This is a genomic window from Stieleria varia (assembly GCF_038443385.1).
Lineage (GTDB): Bacteria > Planctomycetota > Planctomycetia > Pirellulales > Pirellulaceae > Stieleria > Stieleria varia.
Genome location: NZ_CP151726.1, coordinates 9,097,385 through 9,122,381 on the forward strand (window position 1 = coordinate 9,097,385; position 24,997 = coordinate 9,122,381).

17 protein-coding genes are annotated in these 24,997 nt (G+C 54.2%); 15 read left to right on the plus strand and 2 right to left on the minus strand.

All coding sequences use genetic code 11. The annotated features are described in order from the left end of the window. Nucleotides 1–148: 148 nt before the first annotated feature. The 5 genes from Pla52nx_RS30750 (at nt 149) to Pla52nx_RS30770 (ending at nt 5,163) form a co-directional block, all read left to right on the plus strand. Nucleotides 149–889 carry a sigma-70 family RNA polymerase sigma factor gene (locus tag Pla52nx_RS30750; RefSeq protein WP_146519419.1) on the plus strand — a complete coding sequence of 247 codons (741 nt, stop codon included), beginning with the start codon at nt 149–151 and terminating at the stop codon, nt 887–889. Next, on the plus strand, nt 886–1,674 hold the full coding sequence (locus tag Pla52nx_RS30755; protein ID WP_146519418.1) for a hypothetical protein: 789 nt from the start codon (nt 886–888) through the stop codon (nt 1,672–1,674). Before Pla52nx_RS30750 ends, Pla52nx_RS30755 begins: the two co-directional genes overlap by 4 nt. Before the next feature lie 172 nt (nt 1,675–1,846). Next, nucleotides 1,847–2,386, plus strand: a complete 540-nt coding sequence (locus tag Pla52nx_RS30760) for an RNA polymerase sigma factor (protein WP_146519417.1) — start codon at nt 1,847–1,849, stop codon at nt 2,384–2,386. After that, nucleotides 2,376–4,469, plus strand: coding sequence for a serine hydrolase domain-containing protein (locus Pla52nx_RS30765; protein WP_146519416.1), 2,094 nt, complete (start codon nt 2,376–2,378; stop codon nt 4,467–4,469). The genes Pla52nx_RS30760 and Pla52nx_RS30765 overlap by 11 nt, the downstream gene beginning before the upstream one ends. 196 nt (nt 4,470–4,665) lie before the next feature. Further along, on the plus strand, nt 4,666–5,163 hold the full coding sequence (locus tag Pla52nx_RS30770) for a hypothetical protein (protein WP_197454460.1): 498 nt from the start codon (nt 4,666–4,668) through the stop codon (nt 5,161–5,163). A 70-nt stretch (nt 5,164–5,233) separates the two neighbouring features. On the opposite strand, the gene Pla52nx_RS30775 is transcribed toward Pla52nx_RS30770, so the two are convergent. Then, nucleotides 5,234–7,750 (minus strand): M56 family metallopeptidase, encoded by a 2,517-nt coding sequence (locus tag Pla52nx_RS30775; protein ID WP_146519415.1) that lies wholly within the window; start codon nt 7,748–7,750, stop codon nt 5,234–5,236. Next, nucleotides 7,747–8,136: a BlaI/MecI/CopY family transcriptional regulator gene (locus Pla52nx_RS30780; protein ID WP_146519414.1), complete on the minus strand. Its 390-nt coding sequence runs from the start codon at nt 8,134–8,136 to the stop codon at nt 7,747–7,749. The genes Pla52nx_RS30775 and Pla52nx_RS30780 overlap by 4 nt, the downstream gene beginning before the upstream one ends. Before the next feature lie 350 nt (nt 8,137–8,486). Here Pla52nx_RS30780 and Pla52nx_RS30785 point away from each other — a divergent pair, with 350 nt between their 5' ends. From Pla52nx_RS30785 to Pla52nx_RS30830, 10 genes are all read left to right on the plus strand, one after another. Continuing rightward, a complete protein-coding gene (locus Pla52nx_RS30785) occupies nt 8,487–8,888 on the plus strand; it encodes a BlaI/MecI/CopY family transcriptional regulator (protein WP_146519413.1) in 402 nt (133 codons plus the stop codon). Then, nucleotides 8,885–13,714, plus strand: coding sequence for a M56 family metallopeptidase (locus Pla52nx_RS30790; protein WP_146519412.1), 4,830 nt, complete (start codon nt 8,885–8,887; stop codon nt 13,712–13,714). The genes Pla52nx_RS30785 and Pla52nx_RS30790 overlap by 4 nt, the downstream gene beginning before the upstream one ends. A 158-nt stretch (nt 13,715–13,872) precedes the next feature. Next, nucleotides 13,873–15,402 (plus strand): RNA polymerase sigma factor, encoded by a 1,530-nt coding sequence (locus Pla52nx_RS30795; RefSeq protein WP_146519411.1) that lies wholly within the window; start codon nt 13,873–13,875, stop codon nt 15,400–15,402. 255 nt (nt 15,403–15,657) lie between these two features. Next, nucleotides 15,658–17,916, plus strand: coding sequence for a chemotaxis protein CheA (locus Pla52nx_RS30800; RefSeq protein ID WP_197454458.1), 2,259 nt, complete (start codon nt 15,658–15,660; stop codon nt 17,914–17,916). Next, nucleotides 17,913–18,377 carry a chemotaxis protein CheW gene (locus tag Pla52nx_RS30805; RefSeq protein ID WP_146519409.1) on the plus strand — a complete coding sequence of 155 codons (465 nt, stop codon included), beginning with the start codon at nt 17,913–17,915 and terminating at the stop codon, nt 18,375–18,377. The genes Pla52nx_RS30800 and Pla52nx_RS30805 overlap by 4 nt, the downstream gene beginning before the upstream one ends. A gap of 107 nt (nt 18,378–18,484) precedes the next feature. Continuing rightward, nucleotides 18,485–20,860, plus strand: coding sequence for a methyl-accepting chemotaxis protein (locus tag Pla52nx_RS30810; RefSeq protein ID WP_146519408.1), 2,376 nt, complete (start codon nt 18,485–18,487; stop codon nt 20,858–20,860). Nucleotides 20,861–20,940: 80 nt separating this feature from the next. Beyond that, nucleotides 20,941–22,119, plus strand: coding sequence for a chemotaxis-specific protein-glutamate methyltransferase CheB (gene cheB, locus Pla52nx_RS30815; RefSeq protein ID WP_146519407.1), 1,179 nt, complete (start codon nt 20,941–20,943; stop codon nt 22,117–22,119). Beyond that, entirely contained in the window at nt 22,104–23,009 is a 906-nt protein-coding gene (locus tag Pla52nx_RS30820; protein WP_146519406.1) for a CheR family methyltransferase, read from the plus strand. The genes cheB and Pla52nx_RS30820 overlap by 16 nt, the downstream gene beginning before the upstream one ends. A gap of 179 nt (nt 23,010–23,188) precedes the next feature. Further along, the gene (locus Pla52nx_RS30825) at nt 23,189–23,575 is read left to right on the plus strand and encodes a response regulator (RefSeq protein WP_197454457.1); all 387 of its coding nucleotides are present in this window, start codon (nt 23,189–23,191) and stop codon (nt 23,573–23,575) included. Nucleotides 23,576–23,579: 4 nt separating this feature from the next. Beyond that, nucleotides 23,580–24,962, plus strand: a complete 1,383-nt coding sequence (locus Pla52nx_RS30830) for an ATP-binding protein (protein ID WP_146519404.1) — start codon at nt 23,580–23,582, stop codon at nt 24,960–24,962. Nucleotides 24,963–24,997: the final 35 nt, after the last annotated feature.

Here is a 24,997-nt window from a genome sequence, read left to right on the forward strand (position 1 = left end):
TGGGGACGGAACCGCAGAACTTTCTACGGAATCTGCTGAAAGATTTCGGGCTCGGATGTGTGAAACCTTGTAGAGAAAGGCGTCATGTGGGGATTTAGCCCATAATGTACGCTGTCGTTGATTTGGTTTTCTTCCGTTGCGAGCGTTCATGAGCCAATGGCCCGAAACGAGTGAGAGTTTGATTCTGCGGATTCGTGATCCACGGGATCAGCGTGCTTGGTCGCAGTTCATTGCGATTTACCAGCCGGTCGTCTTTCGGCTGGCTCGGATGCATGGTTTGCAGCACGCGGATGCGGAGGATCTCTGCCAACGGGTGTTCATCTCTGTCACCAAGGCCGCTGAAAGCTGGGAGCCCCAGGATGGCGGACCTCGTTTTCGCAATTGGCTGGGACGTGTCGCTCGCAATTCCATTCTCAACGCAGTCACTCGGGTGAAGCCGGATCGTGCATTGGGCGGTTCCAGCGCGGGGGATCGGCTACTGAGAGTACCGGACGGTGACGAGATGACCACGGCGATTCGCAGTGAGAGTCGCATGGAAGCGTTTCGCTGGGCGGCGGTACAAGTGCAGGCGGAGTTCAACGCATCGACATGGACGATGTTCCATGAAACAACGATCGGCAATCGCAGCGTCGCAGAGGTTGCGGCGGAGCTGGGCATCAATTCCTGGATCAGGACGGCAATCATCCTGAATCCACTCACTGGAGCAAGCCAGGAAGCAATGGTCTGCAAGCGGGTGTCCGATTGGTACCTGCCCGGCATACCTATCAACATGGAGATGTTGTGGAGATCGAGTTTCTCTACCGCAGTGCTATACGCCAGAAAGTATCGGCTACATTGCCACCCACGTTTCAGTTCGGCAAAGTCCGTGGCGTTCGATTGGAGCGAGTGAGTTTTGTAAAGCCCAAGTGGCCTGATGGTTCTGTCCACACGTTGGTCGGTAACGAACCGCTGGTTGTGCGGGGCCACCGAATGCAAATCTGTTTTGACAGCAACGAAGCATCGAAACCGGGCGTGAATCTGAAGGCACTCACGCGACCCGAGGCGGCTCACTACGTACGGTTCACAGTGCCGAATCCAGGTGACGATGCGACCGACGACCAGCTTGAGATTGCTCATCGGCTGTTTTTCAGAATCCCGCCGCTAGTGCCTGCCAAAGTGCTGCCGCTGTTCGAATCGCATTATTATCAACATTGGGGAGTCTCAGTGCCTGGGCATCGCCGGCCTGAGCAATCGACTCCAGACCCCGACTACGTCGACCCCTTTCAGATTGGCGTTTCGCTCGGGCCTGCGGAGAAAAATCGAATTCCAGCATACTACTCAAGTGGCTTTCAGGTCACGAGAGTGGCTCCGTACAGCCCTGCAGAGAATGTGGGCATTGAGGTTGGCGACATTTTGCTCTCGTGGCAAGGCAGCCAGATTTATGGTGATGACCCGAGTCAACCGTTTTCAAACTACAGCAGCCTGAACAATCAACTGAGTGAAATGTTGGAGCGGAATGCAAAGGGCAAAGGATGGGGATCGTTCAATATGAAGTTCGATCTGCTGGATCATCGCACGGGTGAAGTGATTCGCATTGCTCCCTGGTTCGGAATGACTGCAGGTGGCGGACCGAACAAGGCCGAGATCATCAAGCGACTGGCCGAGCGGAAGCGATCGCGTCAGGCTTCGCAGTGATGGTATACCGTCGGCTTGGACGGTAACACCGAAAGTGGGGGTCGATGGGCGGTATCGGACAACGCAGAGAAGTGTTCTTGTTAGCCCTTTTGAACTTTTTTGTAAGTGACCGCTCTCATTCGGTACCAATACTTTCAGAGCGACCCTCTGCGTCACTTTGCAAGGCCCCTGAGTGCAAGACAAAGACCACAAGGCGATATTCACGAAATGGCTGGAGGAGCATCGCTCATCCGTCATCAAGGTCGCGCGTGCGTACACGTTGACCAACGACGAGTGCCAGGATCTTGCGCAAGAAATCTTGCTGCAGGCTTGGCGATCGTTGCCCAAGTTTCAAGGCAAAGCCACGCCCGCGACTTGGTTCTATCGGGTGGCGTTGCACACGGCGATGAATTGGCACCGCAAGGACCAACCGCGACGATCGCGACAAGAGCCATGGCTGGAGGTGCAGACGCTGGCCGTTGAGTCTACGGATTCGTCTGAGCAAATCGAACAACGCGAATTGATTCAGCAGCTCTACGAGGCAATCCACCAACTCCCCAAGACGGACGTCGCGCTGGTGCTGCTGTATCTGGACGACATGAGTTACCGAGAGATGGCCGGCGTCCTGGGGATCTCCGAAAGCAATGTGGGCGTCAAGCTCAACCGGGCAAAGAAAACACTCGCCAGACTATTGGACGCGGCACCAGCGGAGGTCAAATCCGATGAGTCTTGATAAGTATCAACAAGCTTGGAAAGCCGAGGCATCGCAGGTTCAGGCCGTGTTTGATGTCGACGTGGTATCCCAGCAAGTTCAGCAAACGCACGACGCTTTCCGATCCATGATCTTTTGGCGAGATGTTCGAGAAGTCGGTACGTCTCTGGTGATGATCCCTCTCTGGTTCGTGATGGGCATCGGGATGTCATTGTCGTGGACATGGTATTTGACCGTGCCAGCATTGCTGTGGATCGCCGTTTTCATGCTGGTGGATCGGCGACGTCATCCTCAACGACCAAGTGGTCCCGGGGAACCCTTATTGTTCTACGTCAAGGAATCGCTGACTCAAGTGGAACATCAGATTTGGTTGTTGCGAAACGTTTTTTGGTGGTACCTGCTGCCGCCATCGATTTCAATCATGGCGTTTTTTGCGGATGTCGCTTGGCAAAGCAGCAGTGGTTGGTGGAATTTCGGACTCGTCATTGGTTTCGGAGGACTTTTTCTGTTCCTTCTCTATGGCTGGATCTATCGAATCAATCAACGGGCCGTCCGCGAGCAGCTTGAGCCGCGACGTACGGATCTCCTGCGACTCATTGCCTACTTGGAAGACGAAGACAGCACGGAAGATGCTGCCGAGATGATGGACGTTGTCTCCGCTTTGTCTGGCACCGATGGAAACGCCGGATTGAGTCCCAACTGGAACAGTTGGGCGGAGAACTGGAATCGCATCATTCCATCATGGCGTGAAGTGAACATCATCATCGTGCCTACGCTTGCGGGGGCGTACTTGGGGTATCGATATCCGCTCGATGATATGGGACCTGTTTTCTTTCAGTCCGTCGTCGCAGCGGTGATCCCATTCGAGATTGCCTTTTTCGGTCTCTGGTATCTTTCGCACCGTCGTCACAAAGACAAGCCTCTGTCCGGCAAGAGCAACCAGAGTCCCAATGCTGCGGCGATTTTTACGATCATCATGATCCTGGTGATCTCGACTCTCGTCGTCGCTGCTGTCGTTGCATTCGTTCGTAACACACATTCCAGACGGGGCGCGGGTTTGGATGACATCAGTTCATTTGTCGATGACGACATCGAGCACACTGATGATTGGTTACAAAGGATGACGGATTCGTTCTACCCCAGTCTCAGTGCCGTCGTCGTTCGCGATGGCGAAATGGTCTATCAAGGTGCTTTCGGATTTGCCGACATCGAGTCACAGCGCCCAGCGACGTCGGAAACCCAGTACAACGTTGCATCCGTGACGAAGGTCTTCACGGCATCGTTGGCAGTGATGTTGCAGGAAAGAGGAATCGTCGATCTGGACATGCCCGCAGTGAACTACTTGCCCGAGCACGTTCAGCTAAGTACGACGCCTGAACTCGGGGCGACGATCACGCTGCGGCAACTTGCATCGCACACCTCAGGTTTGCCCAGAGGCGTTCCAGGTCAAGTCCAATCCGTTGAAGGCCGGTACGAGCTGGAGCCTCAGCGGCTTTACAATCTCCTACCAAACGTCAAGTTGTCTTCCCGTCCCGGTGTGAGCACGGAGTATTCCAATCTCGGCTTTGGATTGTTGGCACACGTTCTGGAGAGTGCCGCAAAGAAGCCACTGGATCAGATGCTGCAGGAGATGCTCTGCATTCCGCTGAGACTTGAGGATACCGCCATCGAGGGCAATGCAAAACTCACCCCAGCGACTCACTACGCACGAAAGCATCGCGGCGGCGGAGTGGAAACGCATTCGCTCAAAGAACGTTTAGCGGGTTCGGGTGGTTTGGTGACAACGACCGGTGACTTGGCAAAATTTCTGATGGCTCAAATGAAACCGGGTGTGCTGAGCGAAGAGTCGCTTGAACAGCTTCATACCGAAACAAGGCTTGGCAATGGATCGCCATCCGGGACAGCTCTCGGATGGACGGTGAGGTCAATCGATGGTCTTGGCCGCATCCTTGAAAAGAACGGCGGCCGGAGCAACTGCAGTGCGTGGATCGGATTTTCACCGGAACACGGAGTCGGCGTTGCGGTGATCACGAACTGCGGCGGGCCGTCCGTTGATCCCATCGGTCGCAAGTTGCTTGAGCGATCGATTCCGCTTTCGCCATGAAAGCGGCTTCCTGGACCTCGTGCGTTCGCACCAGTGACGACTTTGACTCAGGCATTCTGACTGGTATAAACATTCTGCCTCTATCAGCCGCTATCGCGTTCCGGCTGATGATACGAGCAAGTTTGATTTCGGAATACCGCAAGATTTAGAACTAAGAGTCCTGATCATTCAAGAGACATTGCCAACGATGGGCACAATGAAGAAAAAGCGGCGAAAGAAGGCGAACAATGAGTGGGCCGAGTTTCAATCACAGCATGAGCTGTCGGACGAAGTGATTCAGCTCGCAAGGCAGACGGGATATCCGCTCAAACGATTCCAGGGTTTACTCGTTTCGGACGGTCCTGACCACGCTGCCACCAAGTCTCAGCGAATCCGAACACTTCACCAACAGTGGACAGAGAAACTTGCGAAACGCAAGGCGGACATCGACGCAGGATTGGTCGAGCCCAGGCAGAAGGCGAAGAAGACGAAGTACGATCCGCAGTGGGCGAAGGCCAAGCAGGTTTGCAGGTTGAATATGGATGACATTCGCAAAGCAAAGGAACTCGGCTTGGGTCCCCAAGCACTGATCAGGAACGTTCCAAGTCCCAGTCAGCAATGGAAAGCCCCGTCAAAGTCTGGATTCAGCAAATGTACGAGGAACGCATTCTGGCACGCCACAAGTCGCAAAAGGGAGCCGACTCGGACTGAATAAATCAGGGCACGACCGGCGGTCCGCAAGAGTGCGAAACAAGCATCGCATCTCGGTCATAGGAAGAGCCCGCTCAGCGACGATGGCCTGACCACCGAACTTCACCATGTTTTATCCGTAGGGAATCGGCTTGAAGGACGCCTCCGTCATCCCACGAGACCATAACGTTGCCACGTAATTCTGCCTCAAATGAATTGAGGACGTCTTCGAGATGGTCTCCCAAGATGAATGAGAACTTGCCTTCCTCTGCACGGACTTTGCCAAAATCTTTTCCATCTACGAGATGGAGATCGCGAAATCGAATCAAGATGCCAGTGCCCGACACAATGGACCTATTGCCCGTGTTAACCACATTGACATCACCACTGATGTGCACAGCACAGCTCTCGTTGCCGATCACGACACCGCTCTGTTCATCGCGAGGTTTCCCGCTGTCTGCTTTTTGGGTGTCGCCTCCATCGGATTGCGAAGCAGATGCCTGGACGTTGTATTGATCTGCAAGTGGAGAGAGTTTTTGGCAGGTCAGCAACACCATGAGTTGCTTGGCGATCTGCTCATCTCCCTCCCTGTTTTCGTGCACAAGTCCGCCGATCAAAACCGGTGTATCCAGTGAAGTCCTGACGTTCGTCTTGAGCCATTTTTTGGAAATGACCGGTACATCGGATCGCACCGTTGATCCATCGGATGCTGTCGTCGTTGATCGGATGCGATCTCCCGTTTCTTCGGCTAGCTCCAATTCGAACTCCACTTCTAGGTCGCCGTCGCCTGTCAATTTCGGCAGGACCATCGACTTGAATCCGACGTCGACGGACTCCGCGATCACGTCCTCGCCGCCACCGGCTTTTTCCCATCTGATCGGGATGGTTGATCCGATGTGGATGGAAGCTGCGCGTCCATTGTTCGTCACGATGGTGGGCCGTGATAAGACCGTTGCAATTCCTTGCTGCTCCAAATCGCCAGTCCACGCATCGATTCCGTCAGGACCGATGAGTGGTGACAAGACACGAAGACGTTGCAGTGTCCCTTCAACACCGGCATCACTTTGATCTGACGTTCCCAAGATTTTGACCGCAGCCTGCTCCAGGAGCTTGTCTTGTCGAACATCCAGAACCGTCAGCTTGATCAGCACTTGCTCGAATCCGAACTTGCGAAAGTGCTCAAGATTCTTGCGGATCGCATCGTGTGTTTCACGTTTTGCGTTCACAATCAATCGTCCATCGTTCAATACCCTTGTCGTCGTATTGTCGGTGGGCCGCGAAAGCGTCTTCGGGCTTGGCAAGGCCGGATTGACGAGAGGCTTTTGATCCGCCGGTTTGCCGTCGGATGGTTTCACTGATGAGGCTGGCAAGTAGTCCAGGAGCGTTTGCTCTGCCTGCTCGGCACTCAGACCATCCTGCATCAGCTTTTCGAGCAGATCGTTCACGACGTAGACGACCAACAGAGAGTCACCGTCAATGTTCACAGGCGGGGATACCACCGCCGATTCCTTTTCGACGGTCGTGTCCCGTTTGACTGCTGGGGCCGAGTTCTGAGCCGTGACCATTCTGGCACCTGGCAGCAGACAGGCTGCTGACAACGCCATGACCAGCCAAACCCATTGAGGGTTACGCTTATAGCTTCCCGTTCCAAGTTTCATGATTCTCTCCATTCGAATCGCGGTGATGTCGATCGGCCGCACACCGGGCAACGCCGGAGCTGCCTGCAACCGATGTTTCTGCTCCAACACATCTAACAAGCTCCGTGCGTACACGGACGGCGCACAGCCAAGACTACTCACGGTTTCTTCATCGCAGCTTCGCTCGGCTTCATGATTCAACATGCGGCCTGAAAACCATACCAATGGATGAAACCACCACAAACTCTTTGCAATCGACTGTAACAGTGACCACCAAAGATCACCGCGTCTGACATGGATCAACTCGTGGGCGATCAACGGTTCCAGCTCCGTCGCCGTCTTACCCTGTGTGACGACGGACGGAATCAAGATGGTCGGTCGCAGAATGCCCAACACGGCCGGGCCAATCGGTCCGTCCACGATCAGCAGTCGGACCTGACGACGAATGTGCAATATTCCCACCAGCCGTTGCATGGCCAACTCGGCGGCTTCGTTGTGAACGACTGACAGCTTGCGAATGCGACGAATGAACCCTAGGTAGCGAGCGACGATGAAGCCAACTCCGACCAGCGATCCGGCAGCCCACAGATACCAGGGGATGGATCTCGCCAGAGGTTTCCAATCGGTCGCGGACTGGTTTGTCGGTGGAGCGTCGTGATGTGATGCCGGGTGACTCGATTCAATCAATTCCGCTTTCACCATGATCGGATCGAGACCGCCAGTTGGCTTTGCCTTGCCGCCTTCGATTGACGTCGCTCGCTCAGTCGATTGCCGGAACCAGCTAAACGGACTGGTGGGACTGCTGACGATCGGCGGCGTCACGCATTTGAGCAGTACCAAAGCCCAAATGGCATGCGCCAAATGCGGGCGGTTTCGGGCCAACAATCGCCAAACAATCCATGCGCAGACGGCGACGATGGAAACCTGAACCAGATGCGTGATCAGGACGGTTTGAGTCGAATCCGGAAACATCATTCTGGCTTCCCCTTCTGCTCCAGGCGTTCGATCAGCTCGCGCAGTTCTGCAATCTGTGCTTCATCGATCCCGCGGTCTTCGATCAAGTGTTTGACCAGCGGCATCGTTTCCCCGCCGAACAAACGATCGACAAAATCATTGACCGTTTGCCGGATCACCGTGCTCTGTTTTGCGCGAGCGGCGTAGATACGGATACGTCCTTCCTTAGTCGAAGTCGCATAACCTTTGGTTTCCAGTCGGCGCAGATAGGTTTGCACCGTCGAGAAATCGATCTCACGTGTTCGAGAGAGCAATTGGTGGATGTCACGTACACCCGCGGGACCGATCTCCCACAGTGCATAAACGACTTCTTGCTCGCCCTTGGAAAGCGGTGACCGCTGCGTCATGAAGATCTCCTAGTGCCAATCACGTACAAATGTACGTTCGGTATCTTATGCGTACAAGTGTACGCGAGGCAAGGGCAATGCAGGAATTATCACTAGGGGTCTGGGACAACTTATCTTTAGAGTAGTGGATCTTGTTAAAGATCCTGTCGCTTATCTTTCGGGTAGTGGATCTTGTTAAAGATCCTGTAGCGGTGGGATCTTCGGCAAGATCCACTACGGCAAACCCTAACTTCTAGCTGTCCCAGACCACCAGGTCGGTATTTCTAGTTTCTTAGATAAACAGGTTGACGCCTGTCCGTTGAGGCGATAAACTCTAGTTATCTAGAAATAAGGCTGGGGAGGTTTGGTGTATGGCGAGACCCAATTCGGAGCATCCGACGGAACTGGAGCTTCAAATCCTGAAAGTGCTTTGGGACGAGGAGCCGATGACGGTTCGCGCGGTGCGTGATGCGTTGGCGGCGGGCGGGCGTGATTTGGCGCACACGACCGTGATCACCATGCTGAGCACGATGGTCGACAAAGGACAGATCGAAAAGCTGGAGCCGATCCAAGGGAAAGCGTTTCGTTTTTCGCCGCTGCACCAGCGAGAGGATGTTTCGCGAGGCATGCTCGGAGATATCGTCGATCGCGTCTTTGATGGATCTGCTGAAGCGGTGATGCTGAGCCTGTTCGACGTTGCGGATCTTGATGAAGTCGAACTGGCAAATCTTCGCAAACTGTTGAACAAGAAAATGAAGGAGGGCAAGTCATGAGTCTGCCTCATTTGGACTGGTTCGAACTGTCGCTGCAAGTGGTGATCACGCAGGGTCACTTTCTATGGCAAGCCTGCGTTGTCGCCTTGATTCTGCTGGTTGCAAAACACGTAGGCGAGTCTCTCCGAGACTCGCAAAACCGGCGGCAGTGTCGCTCTGACGATTCCTCGCAATCGAATCTCCGTGATGACCAACGTCGTGCCCGCACTCGATACATACTCGCCTGCTGCGCGTTCTTCACGCTTCCTCTCTGCGTGGTGATCACATTTGCCTGGGTTCATCAATCGCGGGGATCCTTCATTTTGGATCCCGTGGCTGCCGTCGAGTTCCAGACAGTTCCGTCAGCGGGCGGTATCGAAACAAATCCAGTGCCGGCAAGCATCCGTCTGCCGGACTTGCCACCCGAGCAGAGTCTGTCAGAAACGCAGCGGCAGGTTTCTGAACCTGTCGATGTAACCGTAACGGTGACACCCGCGATCTCGTGGATACAGCGACTACAACCATATGCGCCGTACCTGTTGATCGCTTACACGACCGGTGTTGCGATGATGCTATTGCGATTTTCGTTGTCGGTAGTGGGTAGCTCACGACTGAGTCAGGCAGTTGATCCGATCACAGATTCGATGGTGCTCAGTATCATTGCGGAGGCATCAAGACGAATCGGTTTGAAACGTGTTCCCCTGGTTGCCGTCTGTCAACGTGTGACCGTTCCCGTGGTTGTTGGCGTGGTGAAACCGGCGATCCTGCTGCCGGCGACACTTCTGTATGGGCTTGAGCCAAGCCAGCTCGCCGCCATCATCCGTCATGAAATGGCGCATGTCCGACGCTACGATTTGTTGGTCAATCTGTTGCAACGGATCATCGAAGCAGTGCTGTTCTTTCATCCGGCCACATGGTGGATCAGTCGAGTCGTTCGTATCGAGCGTGAGAATTGCTGTGACGACATGGCGGCGGCAAGTTGCGGACATATCGAGTACGCCGGAGCCCTTTTGAGAATGGCTGAGCATTGTGCCTCACTACGTGGCATGAAAATCACTCCACACTTGCAAGCACTCGCAGCCGATGGCGGCAGCAGCGGCAGCACTTCGCAATTGGGGTATCGCATCAAACGTTTGCTGGGGGAGGAACATACGCCGAAAGTTTCTATGACTCGTCGTGCGCTGGCCAGGATTGCTTTTGCAGGAGTTGCGATTGCTGCCATTACCGGAGGGCTCTCCATGATCGCGGTCGCTCAGACAGGCATTGCCGTCAGCAACTTTGTCGTCACTGGCAATGTCTACAAGCGAGAGGCAACCGACGAAAGGGTCGAATCAGCGATCGCTGCCACTACCCAAGAGACATTCCGATTGCCAGAGCATCGCAGCGTCAACGGTGTGGAATTTGACGCGGACGGTCAAGAACTGGTGAGTCTAGCATGGGAGGCGGCATCGAAACACGAAGGGCTGCGTGTGACTGTTCGGACTTGGAGTCTTGTCAATCGTGCGCTGTCACGGGAAGTCGAATTGGAATGGCAGGCAGGTTGGAGTCGGTTTGCCAGTAGCTTGCTGCTTTCCGAGGATACACGCCGTGTGGTGGGTTTGATCGATGGTCAGATCTGCTTGTGGGACTCCGATACTGGCAAAATCGTCAAACGCCACGATCTTCCCGAGGACATCAAGAACGATCAACGATACAGCGTCACGCTGTCGCATTTGGTCGGCACTCCCGATTTATCTCGCATCGCACTGGGTAGGTCGGTGTCCTTAGGCGGTGTGATGCCGAGTGCTCATGCCATTGTGATGGACACGACGAGTGGACGCGTGATTCAAAAGGTGTTGATGCAGCATCGGGTTCATGTGCAGAGTCTCGCTCTATCACACGATGGCCGGCGTTTGGCGACAGTTGGATCGCAGCACGGTACCAGTATCTGGGACGTGGAGAGCGGAGCGCTCTTGCTGGATTTCAAGAATGCGAATCCGAATCGAAAGCACCCTGATCCGGAGGTGAGACAAGATACGCTCCAGTTGGTCTCGGGTGTCGGCTTTTCACCCGACGGCGAGACGTTTGCGGTCTGCGACATGTTGGGAATCAAGCTGATCGCAACCAAGACGGGAAAGGTTCTGCAAGTCATCGATGCACCCTGGCGATACCACGACGGCCCAGAGTTCGTGTTCTCCTCCGACGGCCAATTGTTTTCACTGCTGGGCACGCATCCCAAACATGGTGAGCCACGTACGGTCTCCGTTTGGTCAACACGATCAGGTGAGCGATTGTTGACTTGTCCCATACAAGGTCAGGCGGCGGCGTATTCCGCCGACGGCGAGTGGTTTGCCGCAGGGAAATCAGATGCGAAGGAAGCTTTGGCTGTTTGGCAGCTCCACGCACCCGAACCGAAAGTGCCTGATGTGGATCCCGATAGCGATGCCGACAAGAGCAACAATCAGGGCGACGCACGCAAGCGGCAGTTCAAACTGGTCAATGGCGAAAACGAAACGCCGCTCCAAGGCATGGACTGCACGGCAACCATCTTTCGAGAGGGATCGCCAAATAGAAACCGGCAGTTCATGAGTAACGAGGAAGGGCTTGTCGAAGTCGAAGTCGCTCAAGGTGAAGGGGCGTGGATTGCTCAAGTGCCCAACGGTTGGTTTACATCGGCTCCTTCGGTGACCGTGATTGAACTTGATGAGAGCGGCACGCCGAAGCATGAGCAGACGGCGGTGAACAACCAAGAGCCGACGGTCGTCAAGCTTTGGCAAGGAACGGATGTTGATGGCCGGTTGCTGTGGCCAGATAAAACTCCGGCTGCTGGTGTGAAGCTGACTGCGGGTGTGTACATCAACAACCAGTCGTGGAAAAAGAAGCTTGGAATGGATTTGAATTCCTATTCGCTCGACCATGGGGACTGGCCGAATTGGAGCCGAACGGTTGTCACCGATGAAGCTGGAGAATTCCACGTGACCGTTCCGCCAAAGGATTCCCGACTCTGGTTGCGAATCGGCACCACTCAATTGGGCTTTGGTCCGCAATATGGATATGGCGAGAACGATGCCATCACTCAGCGATTGGCAAAGTGTATACCGCTGGAGGTGGATTACGACAATGCTGTTCCGATCGTCGAACGTCGCCCCGATGCCGGTGGCGACGTTTGGCAACCAGGCGACATTCAATTGGAAACCGGCGTCATCGTGAGAGGGCGTGTGGTTGATTCCAGCGGGAAGGGATTGCCGAATGTTCATTTGACGACGACTGGTCCACACGGACCGCACTCCGGCCGCAAGGCGATTAGCGGCGCGAATGGCGAGTTTGAGTTTCCTGCCATGGCGGCCGGCAGCTTGACAGTCCACCCCGATGCAAGGCTACGCGACGGCAAGGAACAGCTACCAGGGAGCGCCAACTCACGCGATGTCCAAGCCGTCTTCGTCAACCAGTCGTTCACGATCCCAAAAACTCTCCTGCCGTACGAAATCACCATCCGAGCAGTGCCTCACACGGACGTCGCTTTCGAATGGGTCGATCGCCGCGCGGACAAGACACAGCCGATCGCCTACTACGGATCCTTTCGCGTTCGCGGCTACATGCCCGACGGCACTGGCAAGCCGGGAGTGTACTGGACAGGAGAAACTGAGCTCGTTGAACGCGATGGCAAGCCATGGCTCACCGTCAAGATACCGACACAGCTTCTGAAGCCGGAACTAATGCTCGTCGCCGACCGCCGAGTCACCGCCAGCTACAGCGATCCCACCGGCGTAACTTCTGGACCCGGCATCGTACAACTCGGAGACATCGCCGCGAACATCACTCGCACGATCTTTGGCGACGAACCGCAATCGTCCAAAGCTTCGCAGGATGAGAGGGACGCGAATTCGCCTTCAGACGCTGAAAACGTCCTTCGCAAACGCGTCAGTGATCTACAAGGCAAGATGGTTGTTCGTGGCGAAGACGGTGATGCCAAGGAAGTATGGCTGGAGTTGATGTCGAAAGATGCGTTGGTCTCCGATGATGACTTGAAGCTTTTCGCCAACCTGGAGAACCTGACTCGCTTGGAATTTCGGGGTGACAAAATCACCGAGCAAGGGATCGCTCAGATCACCCGGATGACAAATCTCACCAAGCTTGAAATTTGGGACTGTCCACTATCTGACAAAGACTTGAGAGGACTCGCGAACCTCAGGCGACTGAATTGGCTTAGCTTGTACCGCTGCCTCAATGTCGGCGATGATTTGGCTAGGCATTTGCAGAATCTTTCGGAGCTTCACAGCATGAATCTGTACGGCACGTCGATCACTGCTAACTTTCTTGAGGCAATGCAAGGACCCAAGATTCGATTCCTGGATCTGCGGCAAACCGGTGTCACACCCGAGGACCTCTTCCAGATCGAAAACTTCCCGAATCTACGTCTCGTCAATCTGCCAGAAGGCGTCTCCGATGCAGACCTTGTGCATCTGAGTGGTCTCAGTGAACTAGAAATCTTGACGCTCCAGCATCTCAACGTCAGCGATGCGGGCTTGTCCCATCTTCAAAGGCTCACCAATGTAGAGACGCTCTATTTAAAACGAACGCGGATCACTGATGGCGGACTCGTCAATCTTGCCGGCATGACGAACCTTGAAACGCTTGACTTGTCAGGCACGCAGGTCACTGCCGCAGGGCTGGCGCATCTTGCCAAACTGCCCAAGCTACAAACCCTTGATCTGCAGCAAACCAAAATCGACGACGCCGCGTTGAACCTGCTGAGCGAGTTTCCTCGCCTGCAATTCCTGGACGTGCGAGATACCAAAACGACTCAAACCGCCATAACGGCTCTTCGTGAAGCTCGCCCGAAAATGAAGATACAGTCGGACAACTAGCTCGAGAACGCTACCTTGGTCCAGTCTTGGTTTTTGGATTGGCGTTTCTCGCCTAAAAAAATCCAGAGAATTTGTCACATCTGGGTTTGTGCATACGACTCTTCGGTGGCGGCCCAAAGTTTTGGCTGCACAATGTTGGAATTCGAGGAGTAAATTGAGTGGCTATCCCAGAAAATACCGACCTAGTTCGAGATGCCGCGCAGGGAAACCACGAGGCCTTTGAAACGCTCGTGAACCGCCACGCTGGCATGGTCACCGGCGTTGCCTACAGTGTTTGCGGTGATTTTTCGCTGAGCGAAGACATCGGGCAGGAAGTCTTTGTCGAGGCGTGGAAGAAACTTTCTACGATTCGAGATCCAGAGAATTTTGCCGGATGGATTTGCACGATCGCTCGGCGCAGGGCCATCGATGCCGTACGCGCCAAAAACTCGACTCACGCCAACTGCTCGATTGACAACATGCCGTTTGAAATTCCAGACCGCAATCAGGTAACCCCGGAGGCAAACATGTCAATGAATCAGGAACGCGAATGGATTTGGTCGATGCTTTCAGAGTTGCCCGAAATGTATCGTGAGCCCATGGTCTTGTTCTATCGCTGTGAAGAATCAACACGCGACGTGGCGATCGCATTGGGTGAGAAAGAATCGACGATTCGACAGCGACTCAAACGCGGCCGAGAGATGCTGCGTACCGAGATGACACAGTCGATACGCAAGACACTCGGCGAGACCGCACCGAAAGCGGCTTTTGCAGCTTTGGTGATGGCCAGCTTGCCATCGACCACGTACGCCGCTGGCGCGAGCGCAACGACTGCTGTTGCCGGTAAAGCGAGTGGCGTGGGTAGCACAGTCGTGAAATCTGCGGCAGCGACGGCGTTCGGCGGAGCGGCCATCGGCTCGCTGATCGGAGTCGCAGGCGGAGCATTGGGGACATGGATGAGCTGGAAGAACTGCGAGTATGAAAGCCAGCAGAGACTCATCGTTCGTCGAACAATGCACCTCCTGTTCGGAATGCTTGTTTTTGGAATTCTGGTTGGCGTCCTCATCACTGCTAAAGTCCAAGGACTTCTCGCCAGCAATTCCCTCTTCGTTGGACTATTGGCAGGCCTGCATCTTCTGGCGGTAGGTTGCACTTGCCTCTGGGTCTGGCGTTTCAACCTTGGCTACAAACGACTGGCGGATGAAGCCAGAGCGGCCGGCGAGCCGGTGCGTGAATTCGTCCAAAGACAGCGAGATGACGTTCGCAAACAGACTCAAGTGGTCCGGGCAGACGGCAGTATCGGCTACGAGGCATTTCAATGGAGGGCGGCACCGTGGTTTGGTAGCTGCATCGGATCGACGGCGTGGATGGTGCCGCTTGCTGTCGCATCCATTTGGTTTGGTTCGACCGGCTTGGGTATGTTTGCGATCGGGTGTTTCCTCGTGGCGTTACTTCTGGCTTCGGTCGCTTGGGTCCGCCGCGATCACCTCTTCGCCTACTGGTCCTTTCAGTTCGCGATTGCCGCGGCAATGGTATTGACCGCCGTCGTCCTGGTTGCCATTTCAACACTTGCGAACGCGGAGACACTTCAGTATCTGCAGTGGACTCCTTGGGGTTGGCTGGTCCTGTTGATGTACCCGGCGATATCACTGTATTTTTGGTGGATACGCCGCTCCTTTGAGCGACGCATGTTGCAATCGCCCGACTGACCGATGGTGTCTCGTCATTGGCGACGAGCGGTGGCTTGTGAGGGAAAAACCTCACCACTAGGGCAGCCTTTGTGACACGGTTTGCCTCTGTTTGTGGCTCTATTCGGCTGAAAATGCCGAAATTCGATTGCCTGCTCTGAAGCGAGACATAGACAGAAGGTGGAAGCGGCGTGCTGCAATCGATGTTCGCTTACGAAAACCAAGCGAACATTCCGTAACACAATGCAGCCGCGCGATGAGAGTAGGCAAGGAACGATGCAAGATGACAATCTGCTCTGCGAATTCGTCGAGGAAGCCAAAGAGAATCTTGGTGATCTCGAAACGCAGTTGCTGCGAATCGATGAACTGAGCCCCGACATTGACGACAATCTCGTCAATCAAGTTTTTCGCGCAGTCCACTCTGTCAAAGGTGCGGCTGGATTCTTGGGGCTCAGGCAAATCAACACGGTTGCCCACCGACTTGAGAACGTGCTTGGTAAGTTCCGAGACCACCAGCTCGTTCCCGATTCTTCTTGCATAGACATTCTGCTTGCCGCGGCTGATCGCCTGCGATCGCTTGTCGATGATGTCGAAAACAGCAACCGCTCAAACAATGACGAACTTTGTTCGCAACTGGAAGCTCTGTGTGACGGCGAAGTTAGCGATCATTCACATGGCAGAACTGAGGTTCCCCCAAACCGCAATCCCATACCATCAGAGAAAGCCACCAACGTTTCCACCAGCGCTGAACAAGTGGAGGTTGCCGATCGGGTCGAGAGAACGATCGATCGGGCTTCGGCGCACCTCTCAGCGGCAACGGTCGGACAAGAACACAAGTCGAGCACTGGTACTCCCAAGACGTCTTCCGCCGAGCCCACGGTTCGAGTCGGAGTGCGGGTGCTGGACCAGTTGATGAATCTGGCCGGTGAATTGGTTTTGAGTCGCAATCAACTGCTACGAGTTTTTGGCGAACAGGCAAAAACCGATCGCAACATGGATGCGATCGTGAGCGGAATCGACCAAGTCACGACGGAGTTGCAAGAGTCCATCATGCAGACTCGCATGCAACCCATCGGCAACGTATTCAACCGATTTCCGCGTGTCATCCGTAGCCTGTCGGGTTCGCTCGGCAAACAGATCACGATGCAGATGGAGGGAACGGAGGTTGAAACGGACAAGACCATCATCGAGGCGATCATTGACCCTTTGACACACTTGGTGCGAAACGCCTGTGACCACGGAATCGAAACGCCAAACAGGCGTGTTTCAGCGGGCAAGGCTCCTGAAGGAACCCTTCTGCTAAAGGCCTTTCACAAGGCTGGGAAAATGGTGATCGAGATCATCGACGATGGAGCCGGAATCGATCCGAATGGCCTTCGCGACAACGCAGTTTCAAAGGGCATTCTATCGTACGACGACGCAAGATCACTGAGCGATCATGATGCGGTCAACCTAATCTTTGCGCCAGGTTTCTCGACCGCCAAAGAAGTGACCAGCGTCAGTGGACGCGGCGTGGGAATGGATGTGGTCCGCACCAACATTGAACGCCTTGGTGGAAACATCGATGTCAAGTCCAGGCTCGGCGATGGAACGACCATCCGCATCACCCTGCCGTTAACACTCGCGATTGTGCCATCCATGATCGTCTTGGTCGATGGGCGGCCGTACGCCTTGCCGCAGACAAACATTGTCGAACTGGTTCAGACCGGTGGTCAGGAAAAGCGAATCGAACGAGTCAGCAATGTGGAGGTGCTTCGGCTGCGTGGTGCCTTGATTCCCTTGTTCAGGCTTCGAGACGTTCTTCGGCTTAGGCCCGATGGATCGGTCTGTGAGAAAAAAGAAAGCCAATTGGTGGTTGTCGAGTCGGGACGCAGTCGGTTCGCCTTGGTGGTCGACAGTGTACTGGATAGCGAAGAAATCGTGGTCAAGCCACTTGGCCGACACCTCTCCGGCCTGCCCCTGCTGGCCGGTTCGACCATTCTGGGCGACGGTCGAGTGGCGATGATCCTTGATGCCAGCGGGATTGCCAATCGCATGGCCATCACCAACGACTCGGACACGCCTCAATTGGTGGATGCGAACTCGTCCGTCATCGAAGACTCCAACGATCGCACACGCGTGGTCTTGCTCTCCGTCAGTGACTCTGATCATTTCGCGGTTCCGATGGACATTGTCAGTCGGATCGAGCGAGTCAATGTTCACGCGATCGATTCGATCGGGAACCGAAGAGTTCTACAGTACCGTGGGGGAACACTACCGCTGATCGAGATTGCAGATGTCGTCTCGGTCAGTCGCGTCGATCCGGCAGAGAAAGTCCACGTCGTTGTGTTCGACATTTGCGGCCGAGAGGTCGGATTGCTTGCACCCTACTTGGACGACATCTGCGACACAGACCTGTGCTTGAGTAAAGATCATGCGGTTGGGCAACGCGGAATACTCGGGGTTTCTGTGATCAATGGCAGAACCACGCGTGTGCTTGACATCTACGATTTGACCGACAGAGCTAACCTCATTCGCCAAAAGGTATCGACATGAGCGTAGCAGATCATGCGCCGACCACTGCGGTAGACAAGGAAATTCAAATCGTAACCTTCACAGTCCACGACATCCTGCTAGGAGTCGACATCGCGTATGTCCAAGAGATCAATCGGCACCTCGACGTGACCCCTGTTCCCGAAGCGTCGGAAATGATTCACGGCGTCGTGAACCTGCGTGGTGACGTGCTGACTGTGTTGAACCCTCATCAGGTCTTTGCCGTTCCTCCCTGCCAAAACCACAAGCATCAGCGAAACCTTGTGCTGAATGTCGACGGAGAACGCATCGGGATTCTTGTCGACAATGTCGCTGACATCCTGACCATCTCGACGGATGAACTGTCACGTCGCCCATCCAATGTTCGTGCCATCGACCGACAGTTCATTGACTCCGTCTACCTGCACGGCGACGAAATCATCGTTTTGCTCAATGCGACGCAACTTTTGGCGGCGATCGACTGAAGCATCCAGACATCGAAAACCTGTTGGTCACCTGAATTCCCCATTGAAGCCATCCATGAGTCCTCACGAAGACTCCAACCACCATTTCACAAACGAGGTACTGAGCCATGCGAATTCGCGGACGACTTGTTGCGGCATTCTTGGCATGTGGGCTGATTCCGATGCTCGCGATCTCCACGATCAATCTCTGGAACTCGCGTCATGCTAGCCACGAAATCGGGCGACATGCCTCAGAAGATTTACAAGTCAAGACAGAGCAACAGCTTGCGGCCGTTCGTGATCTAAAGAAGTCCGAGGTGATTGATTACTTTGGAATGATCCGAGATCAGGTCGTTTCCCTCAGCGAAGACGTCGCGATCGTGGATGCGATGCGAGAGTTTTCGACCGCGTTTCAATCGGTCTTGGATGAACGTGAACTCTCTCATGAGGACACAGAAAAACTACGCCGTGAATTGTCTGACTACTACGAGAGGAGTTTCTCCAACGAGTATCAAGAACAAAACGGTGGAAAGGAAGCGGATGCCCTCAGGCGACTTAGCCAACTCGATGGTGCTGCTGTCACGATGCAACACAGTTACATCATCAGCAACTCCAATTCATTGGGCAGTAAGCATCTCATGGATGCCGCAGCGACCGGTACCGAGTATGACAAGCTGCATGCAAAGTACCATCCGAGCATTCGAGGTTTTCTGGATCGATTCGGCTATTACGATATCTTCTTGATCGACGCTCAGACCGGCAGTGTTGTCTATAGCGTTTTCAAAGAGCTGGATTTTGCGACCAACCTGTTGGATGGTCCGTACGCAAAGACAAATTTTTCGCGGGCCTTTCGAGAGGCCCGACGCGTCACGTCGGCTGACGAGGCGGTGCTTGTCGATTTCGAGTGTTACTGGCCGAGTTATGAGGCACCCGCTAGTTTCATCGCAAGTCCGATTGTTGATGGAGACAAGACCATCGGCGTCCTGGTCTTTCAAATGCCGGTTGATCGGATCAACGAACTAATGTCCCGCGATGCCGGAATCGGTGAGACGGGAGAGACTTTGCTGATCGGAAAAGATAAGTTGCAACGATGCAACTCAAGCCGTGATCCAGAGAAATACTCCATCGTGAACGCTTTTCGCAATGGATCGGTCAATGAAATCCGATCGGACTCAGTTGACAAAGCCCTCGCTGGGATCACAGGCGTCGAAAGAACGACCAACTATCTGGGTGAAGAAGTCCTCAGTGCGTTTGCACCGGTCGAGTTGTTGGGGCTGCAATGGGGCATCGTTTCGGAAGTCACCACCACCGAAGCCTTTGTGACCGTTGCGGAGATGACTGAAGTCACCACAGCCATACAACGCAGTATGATGTTCTATGGTGCTCTGGCAGCCATCCTGGCGACCGCCGCAGTGGTAGCAGTCGGCCTGCTGATCACTCGATCGCTGATTCGGCCGATCGATGCCACCGTCGAGACACTTCGCAATATCGCGGACGGTGAAGGTGACTTGACTCGTCGTTTGGACGAGAATCAGATCGGCGAACTCGGCGACCTGGCGAGATACTTCAATCGATTCACGCAGCGAATCCATGACATCGTGCATTCGATTGCAAACAACGCCGCGACGCTCAGCGCCACGAGTTCCCAGGTCAGCGACTCAGCGTCCCATCTCAGTGCCGGCGCCACACAGAGCAAGACTCAATCCGCGACCGTCAGCAGCGCCGCAGAAGAACTGAGCATCAACATGAAGAACATCGCTCATAGCACCGAGGAGATGAGCTCCAGCATCGGATCCGTTTCGAAAGCTGTCGGTGAAATGAAGGCGACGATCTCCGAGATCGCACAGAACGCGGAACGGTCCGCAGCAGTGGCAAACCAAGCCGCAGTTGCGGCCGAAGTCTCCAACGCCAGAGTCGGCGACATGGGATCAGCCGCCAACGAAATCGGCAAAGTGATCGAAGTGATTCAAGACATTGCGGAACAAACCAATCTGCTGGCACTCAATGCAACCATCGAAGCGGCCAGAGCGGGGGAGGCCGGAAAGGGCTTCGCCGTGGTGGCAACCGAAGTCAAAGAGCTGGCGAAGCAGACCGCCGCAGCAACCGACGATATTCGTAGTCGCATCGAAGTCATGCAGGGCAGTACCGTCCAGGCGGTTGAATCGATCGAGCAAATCAGCGATGTCATCGGCAGCGTGAACGAACTGAGCCGGATGATCGCATCTGCGGTAGAGGAGCAAAGTATCACGACGCAGCAGATTGCCGAGCACATTAGCAGCACGGCGAATCTGGCTCAAAGTGTTTCTCGCGGCGTTGCAGAATCGGCCGAGGCGAGTCGTGAGATCACAGAGAACATCAGTCACGTTGACGGTGTGCTACAGGAGACCGCCAAGGGAGCGGACGAAAGTCTCGCTTCTGGTGACGAACTCTTTCGATTGGCGAGCGAAATGAAGGAGCTGGTCGATCGTTTTCGCGTCGATGAAGCCAGCATTGCTGTTTCATGAGTCGTATCTAGCAAGTTCAGTCGTTTTCCGAACAGCAAGTACCCAACCACTCGACTCGCGTACTCAGCGGGTAAGGCAACATGACAAGAAAGCTCACGGCTATCGTCGTCGACGACTCACTGATCTTTCGCAAGGTTGTCCGCGATTGCATCGTAGACTTTCCCGGCGTTGAAGTCGTTGATGTTGCCAAAGACGGTCGATCAGCGATCGAGAAGATTCTCACCCATCGTCCAGACGTTGTGACACTGGACGTCGAGATGCCTGGAATGAATGGGTTGGAGGTTCTGGAGCGTCTGCAGAAAGAACAGATCCACACAAATGTCATCATGGTGAGTTCGCAAACTCAATCTGGAGCAGCCACCACCACCAAAGCGTTGCAAATCGGTGCCTTTGATTTCATCCTGAAACCGGACCACAATGACTTGCACGAGAATGTTCGTGAACTCAAGGGTCAGTTGCGGACAAGGATCGAGCTGTTGCAACGCCGAAACCACGATCCTGTCGTGCTGCCTGCGTTGCGCAGTCAAATCCTGCCTATGGATCGTGACCATGCCCCTTGCGGGCCAGAACACCAAATGGATCGCGTTTCGGTGATTTGCATCGGAATTTCAACCGGCGGTCCCAAAACGCTGTCTGAAATGATGCCCCAACTGGTTGAATCGATCCGTGTTCCTATTTTGATCGTGCAGCACATGCCGGCATTGTTCACTGCATCGATGGCAAACTCACTCGACCGCCATTGCAAGTTGCCTGTGTGCGAGGCCGCTGATGGAATGCCCCTGCGGAATGGGCATGTCTACTTAGCCCCCGGCGGAAAACAAATGCGGGTCTCACATGCTTTGGGAATTCGCAGGATCGAAGTCAATGATGATGACGCGGTCAATGCCTGTAAACCGAGTGTGGACTATCTGTTCAAGTCATGCGCCGGTGAATTCCGAGACGGAGTCCTGGCAATCATGATGACAGGAATGGGAGATGACGGCTTGATCGGTTGCCAAAGTATCGCAAAACACCACGGGCAGATCTGGGCACAGGACAAGACGAGCTCGACCGTTTTTGGAATGCCACGAGCGGTCATTGATGCTCAATTGGCGACGCAAGTGCTTTGCGTCAATGAGATCGCTGAAGGAATCAACCAAGTCTCGCACTCCTCACACGCTTCGTCATCACTGATTGCCGCAGCGAGGTGCGTCGACACCAACGAAGTCGGATCGCACAGCATTCACCACACGGCGACGATACGATGTCGCACGAACTAGACCCCTCTTTCAATCGTGATGCGCGACGCAGTGACCTGTTGCTGCATCCGACTGAATCACTTACCAATGGGCGTCCAATTGACGGTGCAATTGAACTGTGTGTACGTCTGCATGAATGGTGCGGAGTTTATCTGGAACCCACGAAGACATACCTGATCGAGAATCGACTTCGATCTCTCATGGATGATCTCGGCATCCATGACTACAAGAGTCTGATCGAAATCGCAAGCTCTGGGAGCGGGATGCCGATTCGCAATCGAATCATCGATGCACTGACGACTCACGAGACTCTCTTCTTTCGCGACTCTGCTCCGTTCGAAGTCATTGCCAACCACTTGGTTCCAGGGATTCGTGAGATGAGTCGATTCGGATCGCCACGTTTGAGCGTCTGGACCGCAGCTTGTAGCACCGGGCAAGAATCCTACAGCATTGCCATCCAACTTCTCGAGTCGGTACCAGATATCAAACAATGGAATCTATCCATCCTGGGGACAGATGTTTCGTCGGCAATCATTGAGCGCGCGAGAACGGGCGTCTATTTCGATCATGAAGTCCGTCGGGGTTTGACACCACAGCGATTGCAAAAGTACTTCGTTCAAGAATCAGAGGACTGGAGGATCAACGATTGCGTTCGTGAAATGGTGCATTTCGAGGTGCAAAACATCAACGATTCGACTCAACCACAAGGGCCATTCGATGTCATCTTTTGTCGAAATGTGCTGATCTACTTTTCGGTCGATGACGCAAGGCGGATTCTGCAGAAGATTGCCGGTCGGCTGGCATCCAGTGGCCGACTTTTTTTGGGCAGCAGCGAGGTGCCTCGCAATATCAATGATTTCCTAACGATGGAAAATATTGGCGGGGCAACCTGTTATCGGCGAAAGGAGTGAATCAATCGCTGTGACATGGTCTCAGTATCTGAGTTCTCTTAAGGCCCGCTGTCCCCGCTACAACCTGTGAGGGAACTGCGACATTACCAGTCAAAAAACAGAGTGCCAGACCCCTGTGTATGGAAACCAACCCACATTCTAAAAGGCAGTTCCTTTCGTTCTCAACTCGGAGCAGAACCGTGATCAGCGTTCTTGTCGTTGACGACAGCAAATTCATGGCACGTGGTATCGAATCCATCCTGGCGGAAATGGGATTCAACGTCGTCGGTGTCGGACACGACGGAGTCCAGGGATTGGAGCTGTTTCAGCAAACGCGTCCTGATGTAACGCTGCTGGATGTTACGATGCCCAATATGGACGGGCTACACTGCCTCCAGAAGATTCGCGAACTCGATCCAGACGCCAAAGTGGTCATGCTGTCTGCGGTCAAGGACCAAGATACCGTTGATCGATGTATTCAGAGCGGAGCTGCGAGCTTCCTGCAAAAGCCGATCAAGCGAACCTCCCCCAAAGACCTGAGCAGGTTGTGTGAGACTCTGGAATGCGCTGTCGCTACAACGGCCTGAATCAATGAGTAGCATTACCGACTACACAAGGACATTCGGCAAGGTCGCGGCGCAGACGCTGTTGGACATGTTTGGAGTTCCGACCGACGTTCTCAGTGATGTCGAGGAAACTGTCTCGGTGGAAACGTCGCGATCTTTTATCGTGTCGCTGTACTACACCGGTACCGTTTACGGTGAGTACTTGCTGGCCATGGATGAGGAAACTGCTGCCAGGATTATCGAGATCGATGAACCGATCACGGACGAGAATCGCCACGAGGTGCGAGATCAGATCTGTGATGCTTTGTCCGAGACACTGAACACCATTGTCGGGGAAGCGATCGTTCATGTCCAAGAGTCGTACCCGAAGCTGACATTGACCGCCCCTCGTGTCTTCTTTGGCCAAATCCGCTACCCGCACTTTAAGACCGGGCGAGCCTTTCTCGAAACGGCGGCAGGAACCATCGAATGCCACTTTTGCCTCGACTTGATGCGTTTGGATCTGGCGACCTCGTACGAGGAAGCGGTGCAGACTTTGGTGACCGTTAATTCTCAGCTCAAGGAAGCCAACCGGCACCTTGCTGAGCAACAAGCTCAACTTGTCCTCACAGAAAAGATGGCATCCGTCGGAATCCTGGCCTCTGGAGTCGCGCACGAGATCAACAACCCGCTGTTCTTCGTCGATGCCAACATCGCGACTATGGGCGATTACTTGACCGCCATCGACTCCATGCTGGTTCTGTATGAAAAGCTTTGTGATTCATTGCAGGCCAATGGCAGTGATTGGATCAACGAACTGGATACCATTCGCAAGGAAAGTGAAGTCCAGGACATCGCGTTTGTCATGGAGGACACCAAGACCTTGATGACGGAGACGCGGGAAGGCATCGACCGCATCAAGACCATTGTGCAGAGCCTGAAGGACTTTTCTCAAGCCGAACGGGCTGGCATGGCAGAAGCAGATGTCAATGTGATCGCAAGTAATACGTGCAGGTTGATCGCCTGTGAACTGCCGCCAGCCTGCCGTTTCGAACAGAATCTCTCTGAGCTCCCCAAACTGATCTGTAACGCTGCGGAGATCGGCCAAGTACTTTCCAGCGTCATCATCAACGCCGTGCAGGCAATCGGCGACGAAGGACAGGTGACGCTCAACAGCGAGTCAACAGATTCTGACATTGTGCTTACCGTGACAGACACGGGTGAAGGAATATCCGATGAGCACATTGATCACGTTTTTGAACCGTTTTATTCCACCAAGACCGAGGGCCAAGGAAGTGGCCTCGGACTCTCGATCGCGTATGGAATCATCAAAAAGCACAACGGATCGATCACCATCTCCAGCAAACCGGAACAGGGCACAAAGGTCACGATCACCATCCCAGTTGCCAACCAGCTTTCGAGCGTTTAAACAATCAGCGAACAAAGTTGAGGCGATTACATCAG

Excerpts from the sequence above, each read along its gene's own strand:
- Pla52nx_RS30800 (WP_197454458.1), top strand. The coding sequence starts at position 15,658 with ATGCAAGATGACAATCTGCTCTGCGAATTCGTCGAGGAAGCCAAAGAG.
- Pla52nx_RS30780 (WP_146519414.1), bottom strand. The coding sequence starts at position 8,136 with ATGACGCAGCGGTCACCGCTTTCCAAGGGCGAGCAAGAAGTCGTTTAT.
- Pla52nx_RS30750 (WP_146519419.1), top strand. The coding sequence starts at position 149 with ATGAGCCAATGGCCCGAAACGAGTGAGAGTTTGATTCTGCGGATTCGT.
- Pla52nx_RS30805 (WP_146519409.1), top strand. The coding sequence starts at position 17,913 with ATGAGCGTAGCAGATCATGCGCCGACCACTGCGGTAGACAAGGAAATT.
- Pla52nx_RS30785 (WP_146519413.1), top strand. The coding sequence starts at position 8,487 with ATGGCGAGACCCAATTCGGAGCATCCGACGGAACTGGAGCTTCAAATC.
- Pla52nx_RS30830 (WP_146519404.1), top strand. The coding sequence starts at position 23,580 with ATGAGTAGCATTACCGACTACACAAGGACATTCGGCAAGGTCGCGGCG.
- Pla52nx_RS30775 (WP_146519415.1), bottom strand. The coding sequence starts at position 7,750 with ATGATGTTTCCGGATTCGACTCAAACCGTCCTGATCACGCATCTGGTT.
- Pla52nx_RS30770 (WP_197454460.1), top strand. The coding sequence starts at position 4,666 with ATGAAGAAAAAGCGGCGAAAGAAGGCGAACAATGAGTGGGCCGAGTTT.
- Pla52nx_RS30790 (WP_146519412.1), top strand. The coding sequence starts at position 8,885 with ATGAGTCTGCCTCATTTGGACTGGTTCGAACTGTCGCTGCAAGTGGTG.
- Pla52nx_RS30765 (WP_146519416.1), top strand. The coding sequence starts at position 2,376 with ATGAGTCTTGATAAGTATCAACAAGCTTGGAAAGCCGAGGCATCGCAG.
- Pla52nx_RS30820 (WP_146519406.1), top strand. The coding sequence starts at position 22,104 with ATGTCGCACGAACTAGACCCCTCTTTCAATCGTGATGCGCGACGCAGT.
- Pla52nx_RS30810 (WP_146519408.1), top strand. The coding sequence starts at position 18,485 with ATGCGAATTCGCGGACGACTTGTTGCGGCATTCTTGGCATGTGGGCTG.
- cheB (WP_146519407.1), top strand. The coding sequence starts at position 20,941 with ATGACAAGAAAGCTCACGGCTATCGTCGTCGACGACTCACTGATCTTT.